The organism is Xanthocytophaga agilis, from assembly GCF_030068605.1.
In the GTDB taxonomy this organism is placed as follows: domain Bacteria; phylum Bacteroidota; class Bacteroidia; order Cytophagales; family 172606-1; genus Xanthocytophaga; species Xanthocytophaga agilis.
Genome location: NZ_JASJOU010000005.1, coordinates 375,048 through 400,406, shown reverse-complemented (window position 1 = coordinate 400,406; position 25,359 = coordinate 375,048). Strand labels below are relative to the sequence as shown.

Here is a 25,359-nt window from a genome sequence, read left to right as displayed (position 1 = left end):
CAAAATGTAAAGATACTATTTGAAAGAATATAAAAAACCGGCTTTATCTGTATAAATAGCTAAATACCGTCCTACCAATATGGCAAATTTTGCAGCTACTGGTAGCTTGATACTTCGTTGTGAATGGGAATAGATATTTAAAAAATATAATGTTTCTTTATCTGTAAAATATATTTCTTCTCCCAAACACTGAAAGTAGGTTAGTCCTTTAAAGGGTAATACTTTACGATAGTTACCCAGATTATCAAACACCAGGATTCCCGAGTTACGATCAGCCATAAATAATTGATTCTGGTATTCCCGTATCCAGGTAATCTGATAGTCCTGTGTTTTAAGTATAAGATTAAGAGGAGAGTTTATTTCCACTTTTTGCCTTTGAAGATCATATTTTTTCAGGCTGAAGTCTGTATCATCAAATATCCATAGTTGATCATCATAAGCAAGTGTCATAACTCTGCCAAATCCTATCTCTTCAGTTTGCAGGCGAGCCGGTTGATTATATCCTGGTAATGGTGTCAGAAAGCGATCCAGTTGCACATATTGTTGCAAATCTCTGTAAAATACAAGTATTTGCATAGACCGCCAGGCCTCCAGCATAGATACGTCTCCAACTACAGCAGGCGAATAAGAATACAATGCATTACCTAAGGTGTCATAGGCTGTAATATTTCCCTTCTCATCAGCTGTAATTATGCGATCATATTTATCAACAGAGACTGCAACAACAGGTATTGAAGAAATCTGGCGAACCAGAACCGGAGTTTGGGAAAAACATGTTATTATGATCAACAGACTAAAAATAATCTGGAACAGGCAATGACGATATATGACACATGTGTGTTTCAATGGCTAACGAGTAGGTTGTCAACTAGTAGAACCTAGAAGAGTTATTATCCGGTAAAAACCTCCAGACTTATCTTTTTTCCGTCAAAAGATGCATATGTACAGTGATGTATCCATTCTCCAAGATTGGTATAGGTTGCATTTTCGCCTACAGAAAGATTATCCAAAGGCAGGTGTCGGTGGCCAAAGATATAAAAGTCATGATGCTGTTGTTGCTCTACTTCTTTGCAGTAAGTCCATATCCATTCGTCATCGCCCATAAATTTTTCTTCCCCTTTTTTCGTACTTGCTGCCCGACTGCTTTTAGACCACGCATTAGCTATACCCATTCCAAGATTAGGATGGATTCGGGCAAATAACCACTGACAAAGTGGATTTGCAAATATCTTTTTAAGGAATTTATATTTATAGTCGCCTGGACCTAGACCATCTCCATGTCCTACCAATAACTTTTTGTTGTTTACAATGAATGTAGTGGGTTCTCTTAAAACTGGAATTCCTAATTCTTCCTTGAAGTAATTAAACATCCACATATCATGATTACCTGTAAAAAAGAATACAGGAGTACCCCCATCTGTTAGTTCTGCAAGTTTGCCTTGCAAACGTAAAAAACCTTTGGGCACTACATATTTATATTCAAACCAGAAATCAAATATATCACCTACCATACAGATAGCATAAGCTGAATTCTGTATAGATTCCAGCCATCGTACAATTTTCGCTTCCCTGTTACGACTACTTACAGCATTGGGAACACCTAAATGAAAATCGGATGCAAAATAAATTTTTTTGCCTTCCGGAAGAGTAAGGATTTGAGTAGGATAAGAATCTGTAGTTGACAAAAGTATAGCGGATTAAGTCACAAAATTGGTCATAATAATAAAATTATGCAAAAAAGATACCTCATTACCTGATAGGTATATTGTCTTAATAATAGGATTCAAACTATTTTAATTAGACTCGTTATTGTTATTTTTCGTCAAATAAGGTTTTTTACTGGTAAAAAGATACTATTTTCGCGCCGTTTTGTGATCAATACGTAGTAATTACTGTTTCACTATTCCTTAACTTTATCATGTCACAATTAAAAAGAGTAGTTGTTACCGGCTTGGGAGCACTTACACCAATAGGTAATAATCTTGCAGAATTTTGGAAAAGCTTAGTAGAAGGCAAAAGCGGGGCTGCTCCTATCACTAAATTTGACACCACTCATTTTAAAACAAAATTTGCCTGTGAATTGAAAGGATATGATCCTTTGCAACATTTTGAGAAACCAGAAGTAAGAAAGATGGATGCGTATACTCAGTATGCATTTGTTGCTGCTGATGAAGCTTTGAAAGATGCAGGCTTTGATCTTGAGAAACTTAACAAAGACAAAGTAGGTGTTATCTGGGGATCTGGTAATGGCGGTTTCTTTACTTTTCAGGAACAGGTAACAGATTATGTAGAAGGCGGAAAAATTCCAAGATTTAATCCCTTCTTTATTCCTAAGACTATTGCGGATATTGCATCCGGAATGATTTCTATCAAACATGGCTTCCGTGGAGTAAACTTTACTACTGTCTCCGCTTGTGCCAGTTCAAACTCTGCATTGGTTGATGCATTCAATTACATTCGTTTAGGTAAAGCGGTTGCTATTGTAACAGGTGGCTCAGAAGCTCCTATTTGTGAAGCAGGTATTGGAGGTTTCAATGCTTGTAAGGCCCTTTCTACCCGCAATGATAGCCCGGAAACTGCTTCCCGCCCATTTGACGTAGAACGGGATGGATTTGTGATGGGAGAAGGAGCTGGATGTCTTATTCTGGAAGAATACGAACATGCAAAAGCACGTGGTGCTAAGATTTATGCCGAATTGGTAGGTGGAGGTATGTCAGCGGATGCGTATCACCTTACAGGCACTCATCCGGAAGGCGAAGGTGCTGTGTTAGGTATGCAGGCAGCTTTGGAAGATGCAGGTATTCAGGCTTCAGATATTGATTACCTGAACACACATGCTACATCAACCCCATTGGGAGATCTAAGCGAAATGAAGGCAACAGCTACTTTGTTTAGTGGCAATAACAATTTACGAATTTCTGCTACTAAGTCTATGACAGGGCATTTGTTGGGTGGTGCAGGTGCTATTGAAGCTATAGCTGCTGTAATGGCTATTAAAGAAAGTATGGTTCCTGCTACTATCAATACCAAAGAGTTAGATCCTAATATTCCACAAGGACTTAATATTGTAATTGGCAAAAGTGTGAGTCATCCAATACGTTATGCTATGAGCAATACATTCGGTTTTGGAGGGCATAATGCAACAGCAATTTTTAAGAAGTATGAATAATGCTGGTAAAACCAAAAAAGCTCCACAGTTTGGAGCTTTTTTGTTGAATGATCTTCACTATTAAAACAACTTTGCTTTTTCCACTTCTTCCAGTGTTACATTGTAAAATTCTTTGTGAATATTGAAAGGCGTATTGTCTGTAATGCAGCGGTAATACTCTCCATTTTCCTGCATTACATAGGAGTTAACATTATCTCTGAGATTATAAGCCAGAATATTGATAGCCTGCTGTTTGATACGTGGTGATGCTAATCTGAATAACGACTCTACGCGACGATCAAAACTACGCACCATCATATCTGCACTACCTCCATATACTTTCGGATCGCCATTACTATGAAAGTAATACAGGCGGGCATGTTCCAAAAAGTCTCCTACAATAGAACGAACTGTAATATTTTCACTCAATCCCTGCCTTCCAGGTCGCAAACAACATATTCCTCTGACAATAAGATTGATAGGTACCCCAGCTTGTGATGCAAGATACAATTCATCTATGGTTTCTTTGTCTTCCAATGAGTTGATTTTGATTACAATACCACTAGGTAATCCTTTTCTGGCATTTTCTGCTTCCTGCCGGATAAGTTCGATCAACTGTCGGCGCATATCTCTTGGTGCAGTAATCAGATACTGGTAAGTGCTTGGAAGTGAATGTCCTGTTATAACATTGAAGAACTCAGAAACATCCTGCGCATAGATCTCATTGGTAGTTAACAGACCTGTATCTGTATAGATTTTGGATGTATCCTCATTGTAATTCCCACTAGACAAATGGACGTAGCGTGTCACACCATCCCCATCTTTGCGAACTATAAGTAAAAGCTTCGTATGGGTTTTGTAACGGCTAATACCATATACCACAAAGCAACCTGCTTTTTGCAGACGTTGTGCTTCACGGATATTGTTTTCTTCGTCAAAACGTGCTTTAACCTCAAACAATACAGATACGTGTTTTCCATTCTCCGCCGCTTTTAGAAGTGCGTTGGTGATACGTGAATGTTTAGCTAAACGATAGATGGTAATCTTAATGGCTAGAACATCAGGATCTTCTGCTGATTTTTCCAGTAAGTCTACAACAGGTTCGATATTATTGTACGGATGATGGAGTAAAATATCCTGTTGTTTGAGCACGTCAAAAATATTTTTCTCCTTCAGACTTGGCGGTAAGTCCAACGATGGAACTTGTGGTGGAATTGGAGGAATACGATCCCTAAACTCTTTGTGACCCACAATTTGCCATAAAGATGTAAAATCTAGCATCTTATCTGCTACAAATACATTGTCGTCATCCAGCTCCCAACGAGTCTTCAGCGTTTTCATCATCCAGTATGAAGCTCCTGGTTCAATTTCTATCCGAACTACACGACCTGTACGCCTGGTTTTCAGCTTTTGCTTTACTTCATCAATAAAATCAGCTTCTACATCGTCACTCTCTTCCAGCGTAAAATCTCCGTTTCTTGTAATGCGAAAAAGATTAACAGATACAATTTCAACGTTCCGATAGAGCTTACCAATTTCCATCCGGATAATTTCTTCAATAGGAACAAACACGATTTGTTCATCCCGATAGATTTCAAAGAAACGAGGGAGGTTCTGAGGAATCTGGACAAAGGAAAGTCGCTGACCTTCACGACTGTCATCTTTGGTTACCACGCCAAAGATGAGAACTTTATTTACCAGAATAGGAAACGCATGATATCCATCAAACACCATAGGTGTAAGCATTGGAAATATAGTGCGCATAAAGTAAGCCAATACATCCGAACGTTCTTCATCCGTTAACTCAGATGGTTTGGCAATGATGAAGTTGTTAAGCCTGAAGAGTGGCTGAAGATGTATCTTAAATTCATCTTGCTGATCTTTGAAAAACGCCTGCGCAGTATTGAGCAATGTTTTACGAAATGGCATTTCCCGCAAGCCCGAATAATCTACGCGCTCTTTTCCATAATCAATGTAGTTATACAAACTTCCTACACGAATCATGAAAAACTCATCCAGATTAGATGATGTGATTGCTAAAAACTTAAGTCGTTCAAATAAACCACGTTTAGAATCTTTCGCCTGATCCAGCACCCGCCAGTTAAACTGCAGCCAGCTTAGGTCCCGGCTGATATAATTACTTTGTCCAATTACATTCGAAACTTTCTCACGTGATAACATCGTATCACGTAAACGGAAGATTGGCTGTAGTAAAAATGAAAAAGGGGGAGATGCGGCCTGCCCCTTTTTATCTTCTGTATTTCCAGCTTGATTAAGCACTTTTCTACTGGTTAATGAATGAACAATCCTGAATAATCACTTCCTGTTAAAAAAATATCTGGAAAGGTGAATAGAATGTTCATTCATCTTTCCAGAATAACTGTTTTTTATACATCTACCTTTGCATAACGGGCATTTTTCTCAATAAATTCCCGGCGAGGTGCTACTTCGTCTCCCATAAGCATAGAGAACAAGTGATCAGCCTCTGCTGCAGATTCAATAGTTACTTGTTTCAAACTACGACGCTCTGGGTCCATGGTAGTTTCCCATAGTTGTTCTGCGTTCATCTCTCCCAATCCTTTATAACGCTGAACATGTACAGAATCTTCACGGCCATCTTTCGCCAATTCTTTGATCGCTACATCACGTTGATCTTCGCTCCAGCAATAGCGGAACTCTTTGCCTTTCTTTACCTGATATAATGGAGGAAGAGCAATATACAAATAGCCATTCTCGATCAGTTGCTTCATATATCGGAAGAAGAACGTAAGAATCAAGGTACGGATATGACTTCCATCAACATCGGCATCTGTCATAATAATGATTTTATGATAACGAAGTTTATCTAGATTCAACGCTTTTTCATCTCCATCTTTACCAAACTGCACCCCTAGCGCTGTGATCATATTTTTGATCTCTTCGTTTTCATAAATTTTATATTCCTGCGCCTTCTCTACGTTAAGGATTTTACCACGCAATGGAAGAATAGCCTGGAATGCACGGTTACGACCTTGTTTAGCTGTTCCACCCGCAGAGTCACCCTCTACCAGATAAACTTCACAAAGAGAAGCATCTGTTTCGGAGCAATCTGCCAGCTTTCCAGGTAACCCTGTTCCTGATAATACATTTTTACGTTGAACCATCTCACGTGCTTTGCGGGCAGCGTGACGAGCCTGAGCCGCCAGAATCACTTTATTGACAATCTGACGAGCTTCTTTAGGATGTTCTTCCAGCCATGTTTGAAGAATGTCTGCAACTGTAGTATTTACTGCACCCGAAACATCTGAGTTACCAAGTTTTGTTTTGGTCTGTCCTTCAAACTGTGGTTCTGCAACCTTTACAGACACCACTGCTGTCAGACCTTCTCTGAAATCATCTCCTGCAATGTCAATTTTCACTTTATCAAGCATCCCTTCTTTATCTGCGTATGCTTTTAACGTACGGGTCAATGCTGCCCGGAAACCAGCTACGTGAGTACCGCCTTCAATCGTGTTGATGTTGTTGACATACGAAAACACATTTTCTGAATAAGATGTATTATAATGCATAGCTACCTGAACCGGAATAGCTCTATCTCCTTCCATGTAAATAACTTGCGGAATAAGTTTTTCACGGGTAGAATCCAGATATTCAACAAATTCAATTAACCCACCCTCTGAATAGAATTCCTCTGTAATAGGGTTGCCATTATCATCTTTCTCACGAAGATCTGTAAGCGTAATGGTAATGCCACGATTGAGATAAGAAAGTTCTCTCAATCGGGTAGCAATGGTCTCATATTTATATTCTGTTGTGGTGAATATAGTTGCATCAGGATGAAACTCTACTGTTGTTCCATGTTTATCTGATTTTCCTATTTCTTTAACAGGATACAAAGGCTTACCCATAGAATATTCCTGTTCAAACATTTTTCCTTCACGTTGAACAGTTACTTTCAGATGTGATGACAATGCATTCACGCAGGATACCCCTACGCCATGCAATCCACCAGAAACCTTGTAACTATCTTTGTCAAATTTACCTCCGGCGTGTAGGACAGTCATTACAACTTCCAATGCCGATCTTTTCTCTTTTGGGTGAATATCTGTAGGAATCCCGCGACCATTGTCAACGACTACAATTCCATTATCAGGGAGGATGCTTACTTCAATTTTGTCACAATGTCCAGCTAAAGCTTCGTCAATTGAGTTATCAACAACTTCCCATACCAGGTGGTGCAGACCTCTTACGTTAGTGTCCCCGATGTACATACCCGGGCGTTTGCGTACTGCTTCTAGACCTTCTAAAACCTGAATACTGTCAGCACCATAGTTAACGGTTGTGGGTTGCTCTTCTACAATTTCGCTCATATAGTTCTTGTTCTATGGAATAAATTAAAAATTCTTGATAATGAGAATGTTAATACAAAAAAAGTAAGGATTTAAATGAAAGAAGTAAACTACTCCTTAAACGGAAAAATACTACGGTAAAGTTACCATTTTTTTTGCTTTTAGCGAAATTTTTTGACGCTATCCGTTCCTTTTTATAACGAAAAAAACGGGCGAAAAATTTCATTTTATCTAATATCAAAAACTGGCTATTATAAATAAACATTTACTAAAAAGTAATCTTTATTACACATATATAATCTCACTCTTTTGTTGTAGTTCTACTTTTATTATAGTTTTCGAAAACATATCTTTAAAAATTTATTACTTATATTATCGTTACCATATGAAAAACTTAATTTTATTAAAAACAGCATTATTACTATTAGCCTTAACACTAATTTCAAGTTGTGATAAATCAAAAGATGAACCTTCTCAACCTAAACCCTCTAAGGAATTTTATATACAAGCCACTATTGATAATAAGAGTACTATTCTGGAAACAGATAATACTGGTGCAAATGGTATGGGAATGGGGACTGGATATAATTCTTCTGGCAATGGAGAGGGTGAGGAATATATGACGCAATTTGGCGGTATTTATAACATCACAGAAACTAATGAAATAGAAATTAGATTAGTAACTAAAATAATGCAAAGGACAGAAGAAAATAGCGACATATGGAAAGCAACTATGTATAGTTTATTTAAACCACAAACTTACATCTATGGTAGAGATAGTCAGGATGGGGATACGATAGACGAGGAAAGTTATAAGAATGGAATTGTAATCAGCTATATAGACAACGATGGAGCAGAATGGCGTTCTGATTATGGCTCAGCCGATCAAACAGGTAGTATATTTAAAATCACTTCTGTTGTTAAGAATACCGATCCAACAACTTATCCAACAATGAGGCAAGTGATTACTGGAGAGTTTTCGTGTAAATTGTATAATAAAGCAGGTAAATCTAAAAATATTGAGGATGGAAAATTTAATATAAAAATTTTAAACCACTCTGATTTTAGAATTGATGAATAAACGAAAGAGCCTCTGTTTCCAGAGGCTCTTTCGTTTAGTATAAGTATACCAGATTAGTTTACAACTTCAAGTTTGACATTAAGTGTAAACTCATCCAGATCTAATGGTACTGCACCTGCGACCTGTGGTGAAATTGCGAGTTCGAGTGCCTGTGTTTCAGAACAGATATACTCACGATTACTTTCCAGTGCTGAATCCACAAAGGCATCCAGATTCTGGAATGTCAACCGGATCTTGTCCTGAACTTCCAAACCTGAGTCCTTACGTAGGTTCTGAATACGGTTTACAACATCACGTGCAATCCCTTCACGACGAAGATCATCATTTAGTGTGATATCCAAGGCAACAGTTAAGCCACTTTCACTAGCTACGATCCAACCTGGAATATCTTCGGCAGAGATTTCAACATCTTCTGGTGTGATCGTAAGTGATTCTCCATTCAGACTGGTTACAAACTGACCTGTTTTTTCCAGTTCACGGATATTATCCTGGTTCATTGTCTGGATCAATGCTGCAACATCTTTCAGTCTTGGACCATATTCTTTACCCAGCTTTTTAAAGTTAGGTTTGATCTTCTTTACTAATAGTCCGGATGCATCATCAACATATTCAACCGTTTTGATATTTGTTTCTGAAAGGATCAGATCTGCAACAGAACGAACACGATCTTTTTGATCTTCATTCAGGATAGGCAATAATATCCGTGACAATGGCTGACGTACCCGCAATGTATGTTTTTTGCGTAGTGAGTGTACCAAGGAGGAATAACGTTGCGCCAAATCCATAGATTCTTCCAGTTTTTTGTCTATACGTTGCGTATCTGCCTTTACAAAATCAGTCAAGTGCACAGATTCAGGTGCTAGTGGCGTATTTTTTGCTTTCGCCTCTTCCCGTACATTATCTGTCATGTTTTGATACAGCCAATCAGCAAAGAATGGAGCTACGGGACTTATAAGCTGGGCAATGACAACGAGACATTCCTGTAAAGTTTCATAAGCTGCTCTCTTATCTTCAGTAAGCTCTCCTTTCCAGAAACGGCGACGAGACAATCGTACATACCAGTTTGACAACTGTTCTGTTACAAAATATTGTATCGCACGAGTTGCTTTGGTTGGTTCGTAGTTGTCATACGCTTCGTCTACTTCCAAGATTAATGACTGAAGCTTTGATATAACCCAACGATCCAATTCTGATAATCTTTCATATGGAACCCGATCAAACTCAGAAAGTTTGTAGTTATCAAGGTTGGCATACATTGCATAAAACTGATAGGTATTAAACAATGTGCCGAAGAATTTACGTTGCACTTCTATGATACCATCAGAATACTGATCTGCCAGTTTCATATTTTCATAGAATTCTGGCTTTTCTTTGATATTATAGACATGACGACCGCCCTTTTCATCTTCATACACTTTCTCCCAGCTAAACTTCAGATCATCCCATGGGTTCGCATTAGAGATCATATACCAACGTACGGCATCCGAACCATACTTACCTAAGGCATAGAATGGATCTACTACATTGCCTTTACGCTTTGACATTTTCTCTCCATTCTTGTCAAGAACCAGACCTGTTGATACAACGTTCTTGAAAGCTACACTATCAAACAACATACCTGCAATTGCATGCAGTGTGAAGAACCATCCACGAGTTTGATCTACCCCTTCTGAGATAAAGTCTGCCGGATAGCTATTTTTAAAGATATCCTGGTTCTCGAATGGGTAATGCCATTGTGCATAAGGCATTGCTCCAGAATCGAACCATACATCGATCAGATCAGGCTCTCTAAACATTACCTTACCACTTGGAGATACAAGATATACTTCATCAACATATGGACGGTGTAGATCATGTTCTCCTTTGGCTAGCTGAGCCAGGAATTTCTCGTTCTTTTCACGTTGCTCTGCTGATAATACTGTATCCTTCAGTGCGTGAGTTACACTTTGCTTCAGTTCTTCCACTGATCCTATACATACCTCCTCATCATCTTCACTACGCCAGATAGGCAGAGGTGTACCCCAGAAACGGCTACGACTCAAGTTCCAGTCTACCAGATTTTCTAGCCAGTTGCCAAAGCGACCGGTTCCTGTACTTTCAGGCTTCCAGTTGATGGTTTTATTTAGTGATACCAATCGGTCTTTCATTACTGTAGTACGGATAAACCAGCTATCCAGTGGATAGTAGAGTACCGGCTTGTCTGTACGCCAGCAATGTGGATAGGTGTGTTCGTATTTCTCAACTTTAAACGCCTTGCCTTCCAGCTTTAAGATGATAGAGATGATTTCGTCAGTAGTCTTGTAATCACCTGCTTTCTCATCCTCAGCTGTATAGTTTTTCACATAAAAGTCATCTTCTCCCAATGGACGATGTGTCTTTATGCTATATTCCTGTACTTTCTTGGCTAACTGGCTACCTATTTCTTTTACGAATTGTCCTTTACGATTTACAACAGGCATTTCTTTGTCTGTATCATCTTTCACCATGATAGCAGGGATGCCATTTTGCTGAGCAACCCGGAAGTCATCTGCACCAAATGTAGGCGAAGTATGTACCACTCCTGTACCATCTTCAGTAGTAACAAAGTCACCGACTATCACCCGAAACGCCGGAGCATCAGGCTTTACAAATGGCAATAATTGCTCATATTCAACGCCTTCCAGATCACCACCTTTGAATTCTTTCAGAACTGTCCATGGCAATATCTTATGATCGCCATTCTGATAAGCTTCAAAGTCACCATCTTTTCCTTTTTCAGTAAAGTATTTTCCTACCAGTGCTTTGGCTAACACTACCTGCACAGGAGCATACGTATAGGGATTGAAGGTTTTTACCAATACATAGTCAATAGACTTTCCTACTGTCAATGCTGAGTTGGCAGGAAGTGTCCATGGAGTAGTTGTCCAGGCTAATACAAATACATCAGTCTGAGGTTCTTTTAACTTGAATAAGAATTCAGACTTTGCATTCTCTAACACCTTAAACATCGCAACAATGGTCGTATCTTTTACATCCCGATACGTTCCTGGCATGTTTAACTCGTGTGAACTTAATCCCGTACCCGCTGCTGGTGAATATGGCTGAATAGTATAGCCCTTGTAAAGCAGTCCTTTCTCATGTAGTTGCTTTAATAGCCACCATAAAGATTCAATGTAGTCATTTTGATAGGTAACATAGGGATGCTCAAGATCTACCCAATAGCCCATCTGTTCAGTGAGATTATTCCACTGATCAGTAAAGCGCATCACGGTTTCCCGGCATTTTTTGTTATATTCCTCTATGCTTATTTTTACACCAATATCTTCTTTCTTAATATTCAGTTCTTTTTCTACCTGCAGTTCAATAGGCAATCCATGTGTATCCCATCCACCTTTACGTTTTACCTGAAAGCCTTTTAACGTTTTATAGCGACAAAAAATATCCTTAATAGTCCGTGCCATAACGTGGTGAATACCAGGTGTTCCGTTGGCTGACGGCGGTCCTTCATAAAACGTAAAACTGGGTTTGCCTTCGCGAAAGCTAACCGATTGTTCAAACAGACGATTCTGTTTCCAGAACGCAAGTACGTCCTTGGCAATCTGCGGATAATCCGCATTTTTATATTCCTTGTACTTCACAGTTTTGAATGACTGAGTGATAGAATAAATAAAAGAGCACGAAATTAGTTAAAAATGCCGAAACAAGTGCATTTACTCGAAAGAAACACATATTCAGTATCTTGTCTGTTGTGACTCTTGTATCTTCTATAACAGTTTTAATTTAGGAAAAAGTTTTCCTGCACCAGTTGCAAATGTCTGGTGAAGGTAATTTTGCTATACAATGGATTTTTATCCGCTCTATTTATTCTGTTATCTGGCTATTTTACAACTTGTAACAGCCTATGAGAATAAATGATTATTGCCCCTTTTCTTTTTTTCTCAGATTCATATTGTGGAAGTAAAATAAACGAATAACATGTATACTTCTATAACGATTGCCTGCAGCCAATTGCTGGAATACATTGCTATACCCAAACTGAAAGTTATCATGATCATTTACATGATAAGCTAAGCCTGTAAAAAATCGATTCTGGTCGAAATAGTTATTGATAATCTCTTTACCAAAGTTGAGGAGTATCTCATCATTTACTACCCAGGAAAAGGTTTTAGGTGCAAACTTGTTTTTATTCAGAGGAATGAAGAGTTGAAGATTATATCGAAGTCGGTAGTTAAAATTGTATCCGTCTGCCAGTTCATCGTCATTCTTAATTTTGTGACGGAACCGTTCTTCCAGGCGAATCCATTGCATAGTACGTACTCTGCTATAATTGGTATGCCACTGTAATTGTTGCCAGATACGATGTTCTGGCTGTGAAATATTGGCATGCCCCTCAGTAGGAAAAAAGTTTACATACGCATAACCCGCTGTGAGTTTAGTATTAGTGGCAAAGTAATACGTTCCACCCAAACGAATAATAGATAGAGATAGGTCTTTTACAAAGTCATCTTTTGTTCGCAAATGAAAATCTGTCCATATACCCCATTTTTCGGAAAGGCGGGTTTGATTCATATAGGCCATCCATACTTGGCGAACTGTTGTAGTTTGTTTGGTAGTTTGTGCTTTTGTATAAAAAGCAGTAGTTAGCAGAAGAACAAAGAGAAGGAAGTATCTGTGTTTCATTATCTTGAATAGATGAAGAGGAGTATACAAAGATAAAATCTTTCAATAAAAAAATCCTCCAATCAAGAGTTAGATTGGAGGATTTAGAATATGAGTTAAATCAAGGAGAAGCTACGCTATTTCTGTAAGAGACCGTCTACTGTAATGGTTGTATAGTAGAAAGCACCAATAGTTGGTCCGCCAAAATACTGGAAGTAACGTTTGTTCAACAAGTTAGAACCCCCAATCTTAATCTGTGACTTAATAGCAGGCAGTCGATAGGTAATCTGACCGTCAAATGTATAATACGAAGGTACTGTTCCATTGCCCAGAGGTGCCTGCCATGCGAAACTGGATTGCCAACGCCACGCAATATTAAAACCAAGGTTTTTTGCTATCTCACGATTACCAATGCTTAGATTTACAATATCCTGAGGGGTATTGAATGAGGTTTCTAGCCCGGAATCTTTGCGATCCACCTTTGCCAGCTTTGCATAACTGTAGTTTCCGGTAAAAGTAAACTTACGGAAGAAATTGTAGGTAATACCCAAAGATGCTCCATAGTTATAATACGTATTCTTGGCGTTTGTCCACATTCGGTAACGTGTTTGTTTAGTATTATCAGCTGCTTCATAAATTGCAGGACTCACTCCCTCTGCCTGATCATCTATTTTAGTTGTATTAGGAACAACTATCTCAACCTGATCAATGAAGTTATTGTAGATATTATAATAGCCATCTACATCCAGAAATACTTTATCATTGAACAGAGAGGCTTTATAGCCAATGTCAAATGCTTCAATTTGCTCTGGTTGTAAATAGGTGTAGGTATTACGAACCAAAAGATCTTTGTTATCTAGTATTGCCTGGTCCTGAGTTTTTCCATTCTGGTTTACATCATTCGTAATTGCTTTCTGGAATGCATCTACTGAGCTACGTAGGTAAGAGTTTTCAAACAATCCGTTAGTAAGCATAGATAAACCGCCATAACGAATTACACCCCCATTGTTAACTGTTGAGAATCCTTCAAACAGAGTGGGGAAACGGTAACCATTCTGGAAAGAAATACGGAAGTTGTGTTTTTCTTTCAGTGTATATACAGCTGCAATACGTGGATTTAGTTTTGCTTTAAAATATTGTGCTTTATCCAAGCGTGCAGAAGCTACCAGCTTTAGATTTTTATTTAACAGATACTTTGTTGCCTGTACAAAGCCACCCACTTTATTATAATGAAGTATTCCTAGTGGATCGTTTTTATCCGGATTGATAAAACTGTTTCCTTCCGGAGTAATCAGGAAATCACGGAAATCAGCGCCTACCAGCAGATCAATCCAGGTAATCTTACCTGCAAAGTCGTATTGTCCTTCCAAATGATAAAATTTATGATTCATCAGAAGTTGTGCCCCAATATCCCAGTTATTGATGTAAGTTAGTTCATGCAGCTTATCATTATAGGCTTTAGTACCTGGTTCATAACGTCCTGCATCCGCAAATGCTCTTGCCTGCTGATGGGCATTTGTTACAGAAACGCCTCCGTTGTATAGCTCATTGTATTTACTTTGGTATTCACTAAACCATTTTGCATCTGTTTTGAATGCTCTGTCTATGTTTTCACCCATTGGACGGATATTATAAGACTTATCAGTATACTCCTGAGTCAAATAAGCACGAAAGAAATAATTAGTACCCCGTAAATACACCTTGTGCTGTTGGATTCGGTAATCATCTAAACGAATCCGGTTTCCACGTTGATAGATAGCATCGGAAACTCCTATACGATAAGAATAACTAGCTTCCAGTTTCTCAGTGAATTTGTAATGAATAGCAGCATCAGCTTTCAGATTACTTACATTGTAGTCATCATTTACCAAATCCTTTTCATAATAACCTGTCCGACGCACCTCATACCGTTTTCCGTCTGCCAGAGTAAGTGTTTTCCGGTTTGAACTCTCATTTCCATATGAGTTTAATGGATCTTTACCTGGATTATCCGCTCCTAGTAGTCCTGTTGAACTATTTGCTGTTGCGTTTAAGTCATAGGAGTTATTTGCTACCCAGTCAGTTCCTTTTAGATATCCAATGTTTACTTTAAATGCAAACTTGTCATTTATGGCCTTTGCATAACGGATAGCCGTTTCTGTAAACGGGCGAACTGAATAGTCAGGGTCATTGATGTGGTTAATTCCAACTTTTTGATAGACACTAAGTCCCTGATAGTAAAAAGGTGATTTGGTAATTACATTGGAGATACCATTCAAGGCATTCATCCCATACAATGCAGAGGATGCTCCAGGAGTTACTTCAATACTTTCAACATCCAGTTCGGTTGGGCCTACTGTATTGGCGATAGATACTCCTAAGCCGGGCGCTTGAGTATCGGCTCCATCTACCAACTGTAAAAAACGGGGATTTGTTGTATTGCCAAAACCACGGGTATTAGGTACTTTAAATCCCAGACTAAGAGTAGTCATTTGGACACCTTTTACAGACTCTATAGCATCGAAAAAGCTGGGTGCAGGTGTTTCTTTAATGGCTCTAAGATCAAGTTTTTCGATTGCGACTGGCGATTTCATGACCGTTTCTTCAACACGTGATGCTGTTACAACTACCTCCTGACCTAACATAGTCTGGGTTTCCAGTTGCACATTGATCTTATCTTCCAATGTTTTTACTACATACTCCTGAGGTGCATAGCCAACAGAAGAAAAAACGAGTGTAAGAGGAAATTTTAGTTTTGTTTTTAATGCAAAGGCTCCTTTGCCATCAGTAATAACTCCACTTATGGTACCTTTAATCTGTACAGTAACTCCAACAAGTGGCTCCTGAGTTTGATTATCAATAACCTTTCCACTTATAAGTAATAGATTATCCTGTGCAGACAGGGATAGAATTACCAAGTTGAAAAGCACATAGAATAGGAATAAACTTTTTTTCATGGAATGATAAAGATTTGTTTGGTGGGAACAGAATCGTTCAGGTATCCAGTAGACTGTTTGAAATGCAGCGGTCTTGCAACTTAATAAGTTAACAATAACTTATTGAAATTCAAATCATTGTACTCTGAGTATATATATATATATATATAGGCTAAGTATGTAGAATATTTGGATTTTAATCAACATATAGACAATCCAAATGCTCATAAACAGAGAAAAAATTAAACATAAGACTTGCTTTTAAATAGTATGTATCTGAATGAGGCAACAAAAGTAAATATTATTGTCAATATTCCTATAGGATTAGTAGAGATATGTGAAAATATTTTTTTACTTGCAGACTTTACTAAAAGATTAACTTGAGATAGGTACTCTACGGAAATAAAAAATGTAGATTGATGGTAACGAAGCAGAAGAGATTATCGTAGAAAATATCAATATAGAAAATAACAGAAGTGTAAGTTTTTCAAAACAATTACATATTAGGCTCAGGACAAAGTTTGTATCTTGGTGAGACATTGGAGAAGAAGTAGTCTATGTGTTGAAGTAGTGTTAATTGTTGCGACCCGCCACTCGTCTTCCTATAAAATAGAAATACTACCTCAGTATAAAAGCCATAAAAGCACCCTGTTAGATGGATCTGGCAGGATTATTTAGTTAGGATAAGACAAACATAAATGTTGTAGTTGATTATGAATCAAATTGTTTTCATTCAGACTTATCTTGTGAAGTATGTTGTTTTGTTTCTGTTTTTAACTACAGCAACAGGATGTTTTCGGGGCCAGATTATGACAGATAAGAAGTTTGCCAAACACTACAAACATCTTCCTGTCAAACCTACTTTCCATTCGATTCAAAATGATTCAGTAACCTTACACTATGCCAGTGTTGGCTCTGATACTTTACCTACTTTATTACTGATTCATGGCGCGCCTGGTGGTTGGTATGGATATATGAATATGTTGGATGATACAGTGCTGCAACAGCATTTCCACATTATTGCAGTAGATCGACTGGGATATGGCAAATCTAAACGTAAAAACCAGTTTGCTGTCACATCTATTGAAAAGCAGGCTCAGGGAATATTACCTTTATTAAATGAAGCCACAAAAAGCCAGCCTGCTATTGTTGTGGGCAGATCATATGGAGCTGCTATTGCTGCACAACTCACACTTCTAGCGCCAGAAAAGGTAAAATATCTATGTATGGTGGCTCCTCCTATTGATCCTGAAAAAGAAAAAATATTCTGGTTTGCACGTGCAGCTCGTTATCGGGTAGTACAATGGTTTTTGCCACATTCATTTGTTGTTGCTACAGCTGAAAAATTTGCACATGCCAGCGAACTACGTGAACTAGAACCTAAATGGCAACAATTGAATACTCCTCTTACCGTATTGCAAGGTGGAAAAGACTGGATTGCCGATCCTCTTAATCTGACATTTGCTAAAAAACACATCAAATGTAAAAAAGCTCGCTTCATGTTCTTACCACTAGCCGGCCATTTTATTACTCAAACGCACGCAGAACTTATTAAGAAAGTTGTTTTCGAAGCTGCTGGACTATCTTTAGGCGAAATTGCCTCACAAGGAGAGTATTTACTCGAAGAGAGTGAAGTAAAATAGTATCTTTGCACATAGATAAGGTCATCTTAATAAGTTAGGATTAAAAGATTCTAGCCCACAGCAGTGTTAAAAACAAAGAGGTATTCTGATTAATAAAATCGGAATCGTTTACATCTTTGTCTCTGAAAGAATAAATATTTATTTGTCTTTGTCCTCGCAGCACAGATATTGATCTGATGCTACTTTTTATTTGTATTCAAACCATGAATAAAGAAGCTGTTCTCAAACAATATTTTGGGTATGATGCATTTCGCCCGTTACAGGCAGAGATTATAGATACAATACTTGGCAAAAAAGATTGTTTGGTTCTCATGCCTACAGGTGGTGGAAAATCTATCTGTTATCAGGTGCCTGCAATGGTTTTGCCTGGAATAACAGTGGTTATCTCACCATTGATTGCTTTAATGAAAGATCAGGTACAGGCATTAAAGGCCAATGGGATTGAGGCAGCCTATATCAATAGTACACTCAATACATCTGAGCAGAATGCAATTCTTAAAGATTGTGAGAGTGGAAAGATTAAAATTATATATGTCTCTCCTGAGAAAATTTTTGCTAGTGGCTTCCTTGCCTTTTTACACACCCTCCCTGTCAATCTGTTTGCGGTAGATGAGTCTCACTGCGTCTCTTTTTGGGGGCATGATTTTCGCCCGGAATATACCCAGCTTAGCATTCTGAAAGAGTCCTTTCCAGAGGTACCTGTGGTGGCTCTTACGGCTACTGCAGATAAAGTAACCCGAAAGGACATTCTGCAACAACTGGATATTGCAGAAGCAAAGGTATTTATAGCCTCATTTGACAGACCTAATTTGAGTCTAACGGTTTTGCAGGGACGCAATCGGATGAAGGCTATTCATGAGTTTCTTCTAAAACATCCGAATCAACCAGGCATTGTGTATTGTCTGAGTCGTAAGTCTACAGAATCAGTAGCAGCTAAGCTAAACGAACTTGGCTATAAAACAAAGTACTATCATGCAGGTATGGATAATGATGAAAGATCCACAGTACAAGATGAATTTTTGAAGGATGACGTACAGATTATTGTAGCAACTATTGCTTTTGGGATGGGTATCGACAAATCAAATGTGCGTTGGGTAATTCATTATAACATTCCTAAAAATGTTGAAAGTTACTACCAGGAGATCGGACGTGCTGGGCGTGATGGTTTACCTAGTGATACCGTTTTATTTTATAGTTATGCAGATGTGATGATGCAAATGGATTTTAATGAGAAAGCATCTCCTGAACGTAAAGAACTACTCAATGCCAAACTGGATCGGATGAAGCAATATGCAACATCTGATATATGCCGCAGACGTGTACTACTTAGCTATTTCAATGAAAGTATTGATACTGATTGTGGTAATTGTGATGTATGTAAAAATCCTCGTACCAAATTTGACGGGACAATACTTGCACAAAAAGCATTGTCCGCCATTGCTCGTACAAATGAAAAAGTGGCACTGGGCCTTCTGATTGATATACTGCGAGGCTCTTATCGGCATGAGATAACAGCAAAAGGATATCAGCAGTTGAAAACATTTGGTACAGGTAAGGATATACGATATGAGGAATGGGTTGATTATATCTACCAAATGCTGAATCTGGGCATAATGGACATCGCCTATGATGAAGGCCATGTGTTTAAACTAAACTCTACAAGCTGGCAGGTATTAAAAGAAAATCGTCCGGTACAGTTATCTGCGTTTGTACCTTTCTCTGAACGTAAAGCGGCTGTTGTAGAAGCAACAGAACCTGTGAAAACCAAACGCGAAATTATTCGGGATGAATTATTTGAACATCTTCGTACCATTCGTAAAAAACTGGCTGATAATGAAGGAGTACCTGCATACATAGTATTTAGTGATGCTTCGCTTTCTGACATGGCACAGAAGAAACCTGTAACTAAAGCCGAAATGCTGAATATTACGGGTGTTGGTCAGGAAAAATTTAATCGATATGGCGAAACATTTTTGAACACTATTCTGGATTTTCTGGCACAAAACAAAGGGGCTGCCCGATTAGCTGATGTGGATACCTATCAGTTAACACAGCAACTTTATGAACAGGGAAATACCATTGAAGATATTGCTGCAAAACGAAATATGTCTCCAGGAACGATATTTACACATTTTCTGAAACTAAGTCAGCAGGGAATTTCCATCGATTGGAGTCGTTTCATATCAGTAGAAGATAAAAATAATATACTGGATGGAGCCAAAAAACTGGGAATGCAAAAAGGGGATAGACTACAACCTTTGTTTGAGTATCTTGATCAGAAACATAGCTATGAGAAGATACGAATCGCATTGATGCTGAAAGAACAGGAGAATGTGAGCAGTCTATGAAACGAAAAGCGCCACAAAAATTACTTTGCGGCGCTTTTCGTTTCATAGAATTTTATTTTCTGGGCAATAGTCGCATATCTTCTTCATCTAGCAAAATATTGACAGCCGCTACATTGTCTTCCAGATGGCTGACAGAAGAGGTCCCAGGGATTAAAAGTGTGACAGAAGAGGCTTTTAATAGCCATGCTAATGCAATCTGATACTCAGAAGCATTGTGTTTCTCTGCTACTTTCTTTAATGCTTTTTCTGCACTTAGATCGCCTGCTTGTAGGGGATACCATGGAATAAATGCAACCTGATTTTGTTCGCACCAGGTTAATACATCATTCCAGCGCTGATTTCCATAGTTATACATATTCTGAACAGATACAACTTTTACAAGTTTACTTGCCTGTTCAATCTGTTGAATAGAGACCTCTGACAAACCAATATGACGAATCATGCCTTTGTCCTGAGCATCTTTCAGTACTCCAAGAGATTCTTCTACAGGTACTTGAGGGTCAAATCGATGGAGTTGATACAAATCTATTGTATCAAGCCTCAGGCGTTTTAAACTTCCTTCCAGAGCTGCTTTCAAATGTTTGGGTTGCCCGTTCACTGACCATTGGTTAGGTCCTGTACGGGTAAAGCCTCCTTTAGTGGCAATGACCAGATCTTTGGGATAAGGATAAAGAGCTTCTGCAATAATTTCTTCTGAAACATCAGGGCCATAGCTATCTGCTGTATCAATAAAATTTACTCCTACTTCAACGGCTTTTTTAAGTACACGTATAGCTTCTGCCCGGTCTTTAGGCGGTCCCCAAATGCCTTGTCCGGTAATGCGCATGGCTCCATACCCCATTCGATTGACAGGTAAGTCTCCTGCAAGTGTAAAGGTTCCGGCAGTTGCGGCATTGATTGTGGTTATTTCTTTCATGGCAGGATAAGAATAGTGAGAAAAATGGACGAAAGATTTTATTATAACTAAGTCTTCGGGATTTAAGTTTATTTTTTATTTACAATAGAGAAAATGTAGCTTTCTGTAGCTAACTTATAGATGGATAAAATAGGGAAATTCAAATAAAAACGCGTGTTTGTGGCTTTTTGCCAAACATCTGAATAGCATATAAGAATCAGATAAAATATTTTTTGGTTTTTATTCCCCATTTTTTTCCCGTAATTTTTTCAAAAAATTTACTCCCTCTCGTTTTTATAATCACGAGAGAGGTTTATAATTTTGAAAAGAGATAAGTCAATGCTGACATATTGTTAGCCTCAAACCACGCCTACATTTCAATATTCTGTGAGAGAACAAGTACTAAAAGCCATTTTGCAACTACTTGCCATCAGTGCGAGAATTGATGGTATTTCAGAAGAAGAACGGGAAACAATTCGAAAGTTTTTATACGAAAATGTTGACGATGAGTCAGTCCCTACTTACATCCGTACATTCGAAAACTACCTGAAAACCTCATCATCTACAGATGAGGAGATCTATCGCATCTGTTCCCAGATTAATAGCGAATTGGAACTAAAGCAAAAGGTCATCATTGTTTTGCGTCTGATTGAAATTGGTTTGGCCGACAATACATTTTCTTCGTCAGAAGATCATTTTATGCGACTAGTATGTGAGGCCTTACATGTCGAAAAAAGTATCTATACAACCATCCGCGAATTCGTAGAGACCAGAGATATTTATAGTGTTCAGTCAGAGGATGTATTGATTATAGATTCACAGGACCCCCCTAAAGATCTTACAGCGGCGTATCTGCAGAAACCCGGAATTAAAAGCACATTGGGAGTACTACGCCTGACTGAAGGAGATATGTACTTGTTAGGAGCTGCCCATCCGGCTACTGAGGTATTTCTGAATGGCCAACAACTCAAATCACATTATGTTACTCCTCTAACCAGTGGTAGTGTAATCCGTGCTTCTTCTGAAACAATTTATTATAGTGATATCCTTGGGCATTTTTTACGTTCTGAACATATTCAACGTATTGTTTTTGAGGTAAAGGATGTAGAGTTTTTCTTTCCTAATGGGAAACAGGGATTACATCCTGTGAATATAGCAGAGGAATCCGGTACATTGGTGGCGATTATGGGGGCAAGTGGTTCTGGGAAGTCAACCTTGTTAAACGTACTCAATGGAAATTTGCATCCACAGCGGGGACGTGTGTTGATTAATGGACTGGATATTCATCGCCAGGCAAACCAAGTCCAAGGAGTAATCGGCTATGTACCACAGCAGAACTTCCTGATTGAAGAACTGACAGTCTATCAAAATTTATACTTTACCACTCAGCTTTGTTTTGCTCATTTATCAGAATTTGATGTAAATCGTTTGGTTGTACAAACATTGCGCAGCCTTGGTTTATATGAAGTAAAGGATTTGCGGGTAGGTTCTTCTCTTGATAAAACAATCAGTGGAGGTCAGCGGAAGCGTCTGAATATTGGTTTGGAGCTGGTTCGTGAACCTGCGGTTATGTTTGTAGATGAACCAACCTCAGGATTATCTTCACGGGATTCTGAAAATATCATGGATTTGTTGCGGGAGTTAACCATGTTGGGCAAATTGATTTTTGTGGTTATTCACCAGCCATCTCCTGAAATCTTCAAGATGTTTGATAAGCTGATTGTTATGGATACAGGTGGGTATCAGGTTTATTATGGCAACCCAACAGAGGGTGTTCTCTATTTCAAAAATCTGGTTCATCAGGTAGATAGACAGGAGATTAATTCTGAACAAATATTTAATATCCTGGAAGCTAAAGTTGTAGACGAATATGGTAATCCCACAACGGATCGTAAAATATCCCCACAACGATGGTATCATTACTTTAAAGAGAAAATCAAGTTACCTGTTCTGACTCCGACTAGGGAGCAGCCTCCCCATAGTCTGAATATTCCCAATAGATTTCGTCAGTGGAATATTTATACAATACGCGATATTTTGGCTAAGCTGAGTAATAAACAATACATTACTATCAACCTTATACAAGCTCCTTTACTTGCACTGATCCTGTCATATATTGTACGTTATCATCCGGTTGACGAACTTACCAATAAGGGGACATACGTATTTGCTGAGAATGTAAATATTCCGGCATTTATATTTATGAGCATCATCATCTCTCTGTTTATGGGATTAACCATAAGTGCAGAGGAAATTATTAAAGATGCTAAAACGCGTAAACGTGAGGCTTTTCTGCACCTGAGCCGGAATAGTTATCTGTCTTCGAAGGTATTTGTATTATTTGGCTTCTCAGTCATACAAACGGTAAGTTATATATTGGTTGCCAATCGGGTCGTAGGCATTGAAGGAATGGACCTGACTTATTTCTTTGTGTTGTTTAGCGGGGCTTGTTTCGCCAATATGCTGGGACTGAATGTTTCTGCCACATTTAATTCTGTGATTACCATTTATATTCTCATTCCTATATTACTCATTCCACAACTTGTTTTGGGAGGGATCGTAATAAAGTTTGATGAGATCAATCCTGCTATTTACAAACAAGGGGAAGTTCCTGTAATGGGTGATTTTATGGCTTCACGGTGGGGATTTGAAGCATTGGTGGTTGAACAATTTATGCATAACCGGTATGAGAAGCGATTTTATCCCTACGATAAAGATATTGCTGTAGCTGATTATAAAAAGACATACTATCTGCCCACACTCTCCTCAAAGCTGGAATATTGTATGAGTCTGGAAGATACTGAAGATAGGCTGTATAATGAACAATATATTGATTATCTGGAAGTATTGAGACATGAAGTAAAACATGAAATGACTGAGAACCCTACTATGCGTTTTGCAGGAGTAGATAGTATTACTCCTACACGGTTTACGCATAAACTTGCTATACGACTCAAAAAATTTCTGGATAGATCACGTTTGTTTTATCTGCAAAAATACAATCAGGCTTATGAGCAACGGGATAGCCTTATGCGAAGAATTACCCAAGGGGAAGAAGCCCGTCAGCAACTAATCGAGCAACGCTCCCGTTACTATAATGAGATTATCGGGCAACTAGCTACAAATACGACAGCTGAAAATAGAATTATAGAGTATAAGGGAAGTTTAATACAAAAAATCTATCCGATCTATCATACACCTGTTGTTACAGGAAATTTTTGGGACTGGCGAACGCATTTTTATGCTCCCAGCAAACCTTTTCTGGGCTTCCAAATCCCCACATTGTGGTTTAATATGTTGATGATCTGGCTGATGACAGGAGCATTGTATCTTACGCTTTACTATAATGTATTCCGACGTATTGTAGAAGGAACAGTATTTGGAGAATTGTTTGGAATGTGGCGACGAAAACGGGATGAAGAGCCTGCCCGATAAGAGAATATAAATATAGATATAACAAAAACGGGAGTAAGTTGCTACTCCCGTTTTTGTTATTCGCCTTCAACCAACGCCTCTTGTTCTTCTTTGCGTTCAATCCAGAAATTATTGAACCCTTCTCCTACCCGTATATAGGCTAATCCATACTGGATCATTTCCAGGATAGCAAGAAAGTTATAGATAACTGCAATTTTGCTGTCGTTGAGGGCAATAATATCCGTAAAGGAAAGACGATAATCGGCATTGAGACGTTCTGTAATCCACTTTTTTTGTCCTTCAATAGTATATGGATACTGAATTACCTTGTGTATAGGACGGTTCTGATTGATCTGGTAACGGGTCAGTACTTTTTGATATACCTTTAGTAGCTTGTAAAGGTCCAGATCCTGAAGTTCTACGTCAACATTGCTTTTTTCTGCAATGCCATGCAGTTCTTTTACAATATTTCCTCGTACTTCCTGATTCTGCCGGTCCTCCTCCCATTTGGCAAATTCGCCAATTACAGATTTGTATTTTTTGTATTCAAGCAGGTGTTTTACCAGTTCATCCCGTGGGTCTATCTCATTACCTTGTTCATCAAGCTCAGGACGGGGTAACAACATCTTAGCTTTGATACGCATCAGGGTAGCTGCTACCAGAATAAATTCACTTGCCAGGTCAATATTGATGGCTTCGAGTTCATGGAGATACGTTAAAAATTCATCCGTAATTCGTGAGATAGGAATATCATGTATATCTAACTCATCCCTTTCAATAAAGAAAAGCAGCAGGTCGAAAGGTCCCTCAAAAAGAGGAAGTTTTATCTCAAAATTCAATGTTGTCTGGTTAATAAAAAGATCGGTTTCTCCAAAAGCGAATATAGGATTTTTTTTGTGTGTATTGTAACCCTGTCCAGTGTTTTTTAAGAGAAGCGGAAGAACCGGTT

14 protein-coding genes are annotated in these 25,359 nt (G+C 38.4%); 5 read left to right on the top strand and 9 right to left on the bottom strand.

The genetic code is table 11. From position 1 onward, the window contains the following. Positions 1–15 precede the first annotated feature (15 nt). Together QNI22_RS17395 and QNI22_RS17390 are read right to left on the bottom strand one after the other, a co-directional pair. Positions 16–846 (bottom strand): hypothetical protein, encoded by an 831-nt coding sequence (locus tag QNI22_RS17395; protein ID WP_314512525.1) that lies wholly within the window; start codon positions 844–846, stop codon positions 16–18. A gap of 44 nt (positions 847–890) precedes the next feature. Beyond that, the gene (locus QNI22_RS17390; RefSeq protein ID WP_314512524.1) at positions 891–1,685 is read right to left on the bottom strand and encodes a UDP-2,3-diacylglucosamine diphosphatase; all 795 of its coding nucleotides are present in this window, start codon (positions 1,683–1,685) and stop codon (positions 891–893) included. A gap of 233 nt (positions 1,686–1,918) precedes the next feature. Between QNI22_RS17390 and fabF the strand changes: the two genes are divergently transcribed. Then, entirely contained in the window at positions 1,919–3,169 is a 1,251-nt protein-coding gene (fabF, locus tag QNI22_RS17385) for a beta-ketoacyl-ACP synthase II (protein ID WP_314512521.1), read from the top strand. Positions 3,170–3,229: 60 nt separating this feature from the next. Here the strand turns inward: fabF and ppk1 are convergent, their stop codons facing one another. Continuing rightward, positions 3,230–5,329, bottom strand: a complete 2,100-nt coding sequence (gene ppk1 / locus QNI22_RS17380) for a polyphosphate kinase 1 (RefSeq protein WP_314512761.1) — start codon at positions 5,327–5,329, stop codon at positions 3,230–3,232. A 206-nt stretch (positions 5,330–5,535) separates the two neighbouring features. After that, entirely contained in the window at positions 5,536–7,497 is a 1,962-nt protein-coding gene (gene gyrB / locus QNI22_RS17375; protein ID WP_314512520.1) for a DNA topoisomerase (ATP-hydrolyzing) subunit B, read from the bottom strand. 364 nt (positions 7,498–7,861) lie between these two features. Between gyrB and QNI22_RS17370 the strand changes: the two genes are divergently transcribed. Continuing rightward, positions 7,862–8,557, top strand: a complete 696-nt coding sequence (locus tag QNI22_RS17370; RefSeq protein ID WP_314512518.1) for a hypothetical protein — start codon at positions 7,862–7,864, stop codon at positions 8,555–8,557. Between the two features lie 53 nt (positions 8,558–8,610). Here the strand turns inward: QNI22_RS17370 and ileS are convergent, their stop codons facing one another. The 3 genes from ileS to QNI22_RS17355 all read right to left on the bottom strand — a co-directional run bounded on the left by ileS (position 8,611) and on the right by QNI22_RS17355 (position 16,131). Beyond that, positions 8,611–12,174, bottom strand: a complete 3,564-nt coding sequence (gene ileS, locus QNI22_RS17365; protein WP_314512516.1) for an isoleucine--tRNA ligase — start codon at positions 12,172–12,174, stop codon at positions 8,611–8,613. A gap of 277 nt (positions 12,175–12,451) precedes the next feature. Next, positions 12,452–13,216 (bottom strand): DUF2490 domain-containing protein, encoded by a 765-nt coding sequence (locus QNI22_RS17360; RefSeq protein ID WP_314512514.1) that lies wholly within the window; start codon positions 13,214–13,216, stop codon positions 12,452–12,454. Positions 13,217–13,332: 116 nt separating this feature from the next. Then, positions 13,333–16,131 (bottom strand): TonB-dependent receptor, encoded by a 2,799-nt coding sequence (locus tag QNI22_RS17355; protein WP_314512513.1) that lies wholly within the window; start codon positions 16,129–16,131, stop codon positions 13,333–13,335. Between the two features lie 692 nt (positions 16,132–16,823). On the opposite strand from QNI22_RS17355, the gene QNI22_RS17350 reads away from it, so the two are divergent. Both QNI22_RS17350 and recQ read left to right on the top strand, forming a co-directional pair. Further along, on the top strand, positions 16,824–17,753 hold the full coding sequence (locus QNI22_RS17350; RefSeq protein WP_314512512.1) for an alpha/beta fold hydrolase: 930 nt from the start codon (positions 16,824–16,826) through the stop codon (positions 17,751–17,753). A gap of 203 nt (positions 17,754–17,956) precedes the next feature. Continuing rightward, complete coding sequence (gene recQ, locus QNI22_RS17345; protein ID WP_314512510.1) at positions 17,957–20,101, top strand: DNA helicase RecQ; 2,145 nt, start codon at positions 17,957–17,959, stop codon at positions 20,099–20,101. A gap of 52 nt (positions 20,102–20,153) precedes the next feature. Here recQ and QNI22_RS17340 read toward each other — a convergent pair whose 3' ends face one another. Next, entirely contained in the window at positions 20,154–21,017 is an 864-nt protein-coding gene (locus QNI22_RS17340; RefSeq protein ID WP_314512509.1) for an aldo/keto reductase, read from the bottom strand. A gap of 366 nt (positions 21,018–21,383) precedes the next feature. On the opposite strand from QNI22_RS17340, the gene QNI22_RS17335 reads away from it, so the two are divergent. Further along, the gene (locus QNI22_RS17335) at positions 21,384–24,431 is read left to right on the top strand and encodes an ATP-binding cassette domain-containing protein (RefSeq protein WP_314512508.1); all 3,048 of its coding nucleotides are present in this window, start codon (positions 21,384–21,386) and stop codon (positions 24,429–24,431) included. Between the two features lie 56 nt (positions 24,432–24,487). On the opposite strand, the gene QNI22_RS17330 is transcribed toward QNI22_RS17335, so the two are convergent. Continuing rightward, positions 24,488–25,249: a segregation and condensation protein A gene (locus tag QNI22_RS17330; RefSeq protein WP_314512507.1), complete on the bottom strand. Its 762-nt coding sequence runs from the start codon at positions 25,247–25,249 to the stop codon at positions 24,488–24,490. Between the last annotated feature and the right edge of the window lie 110 nt (positions 25,250–25,359).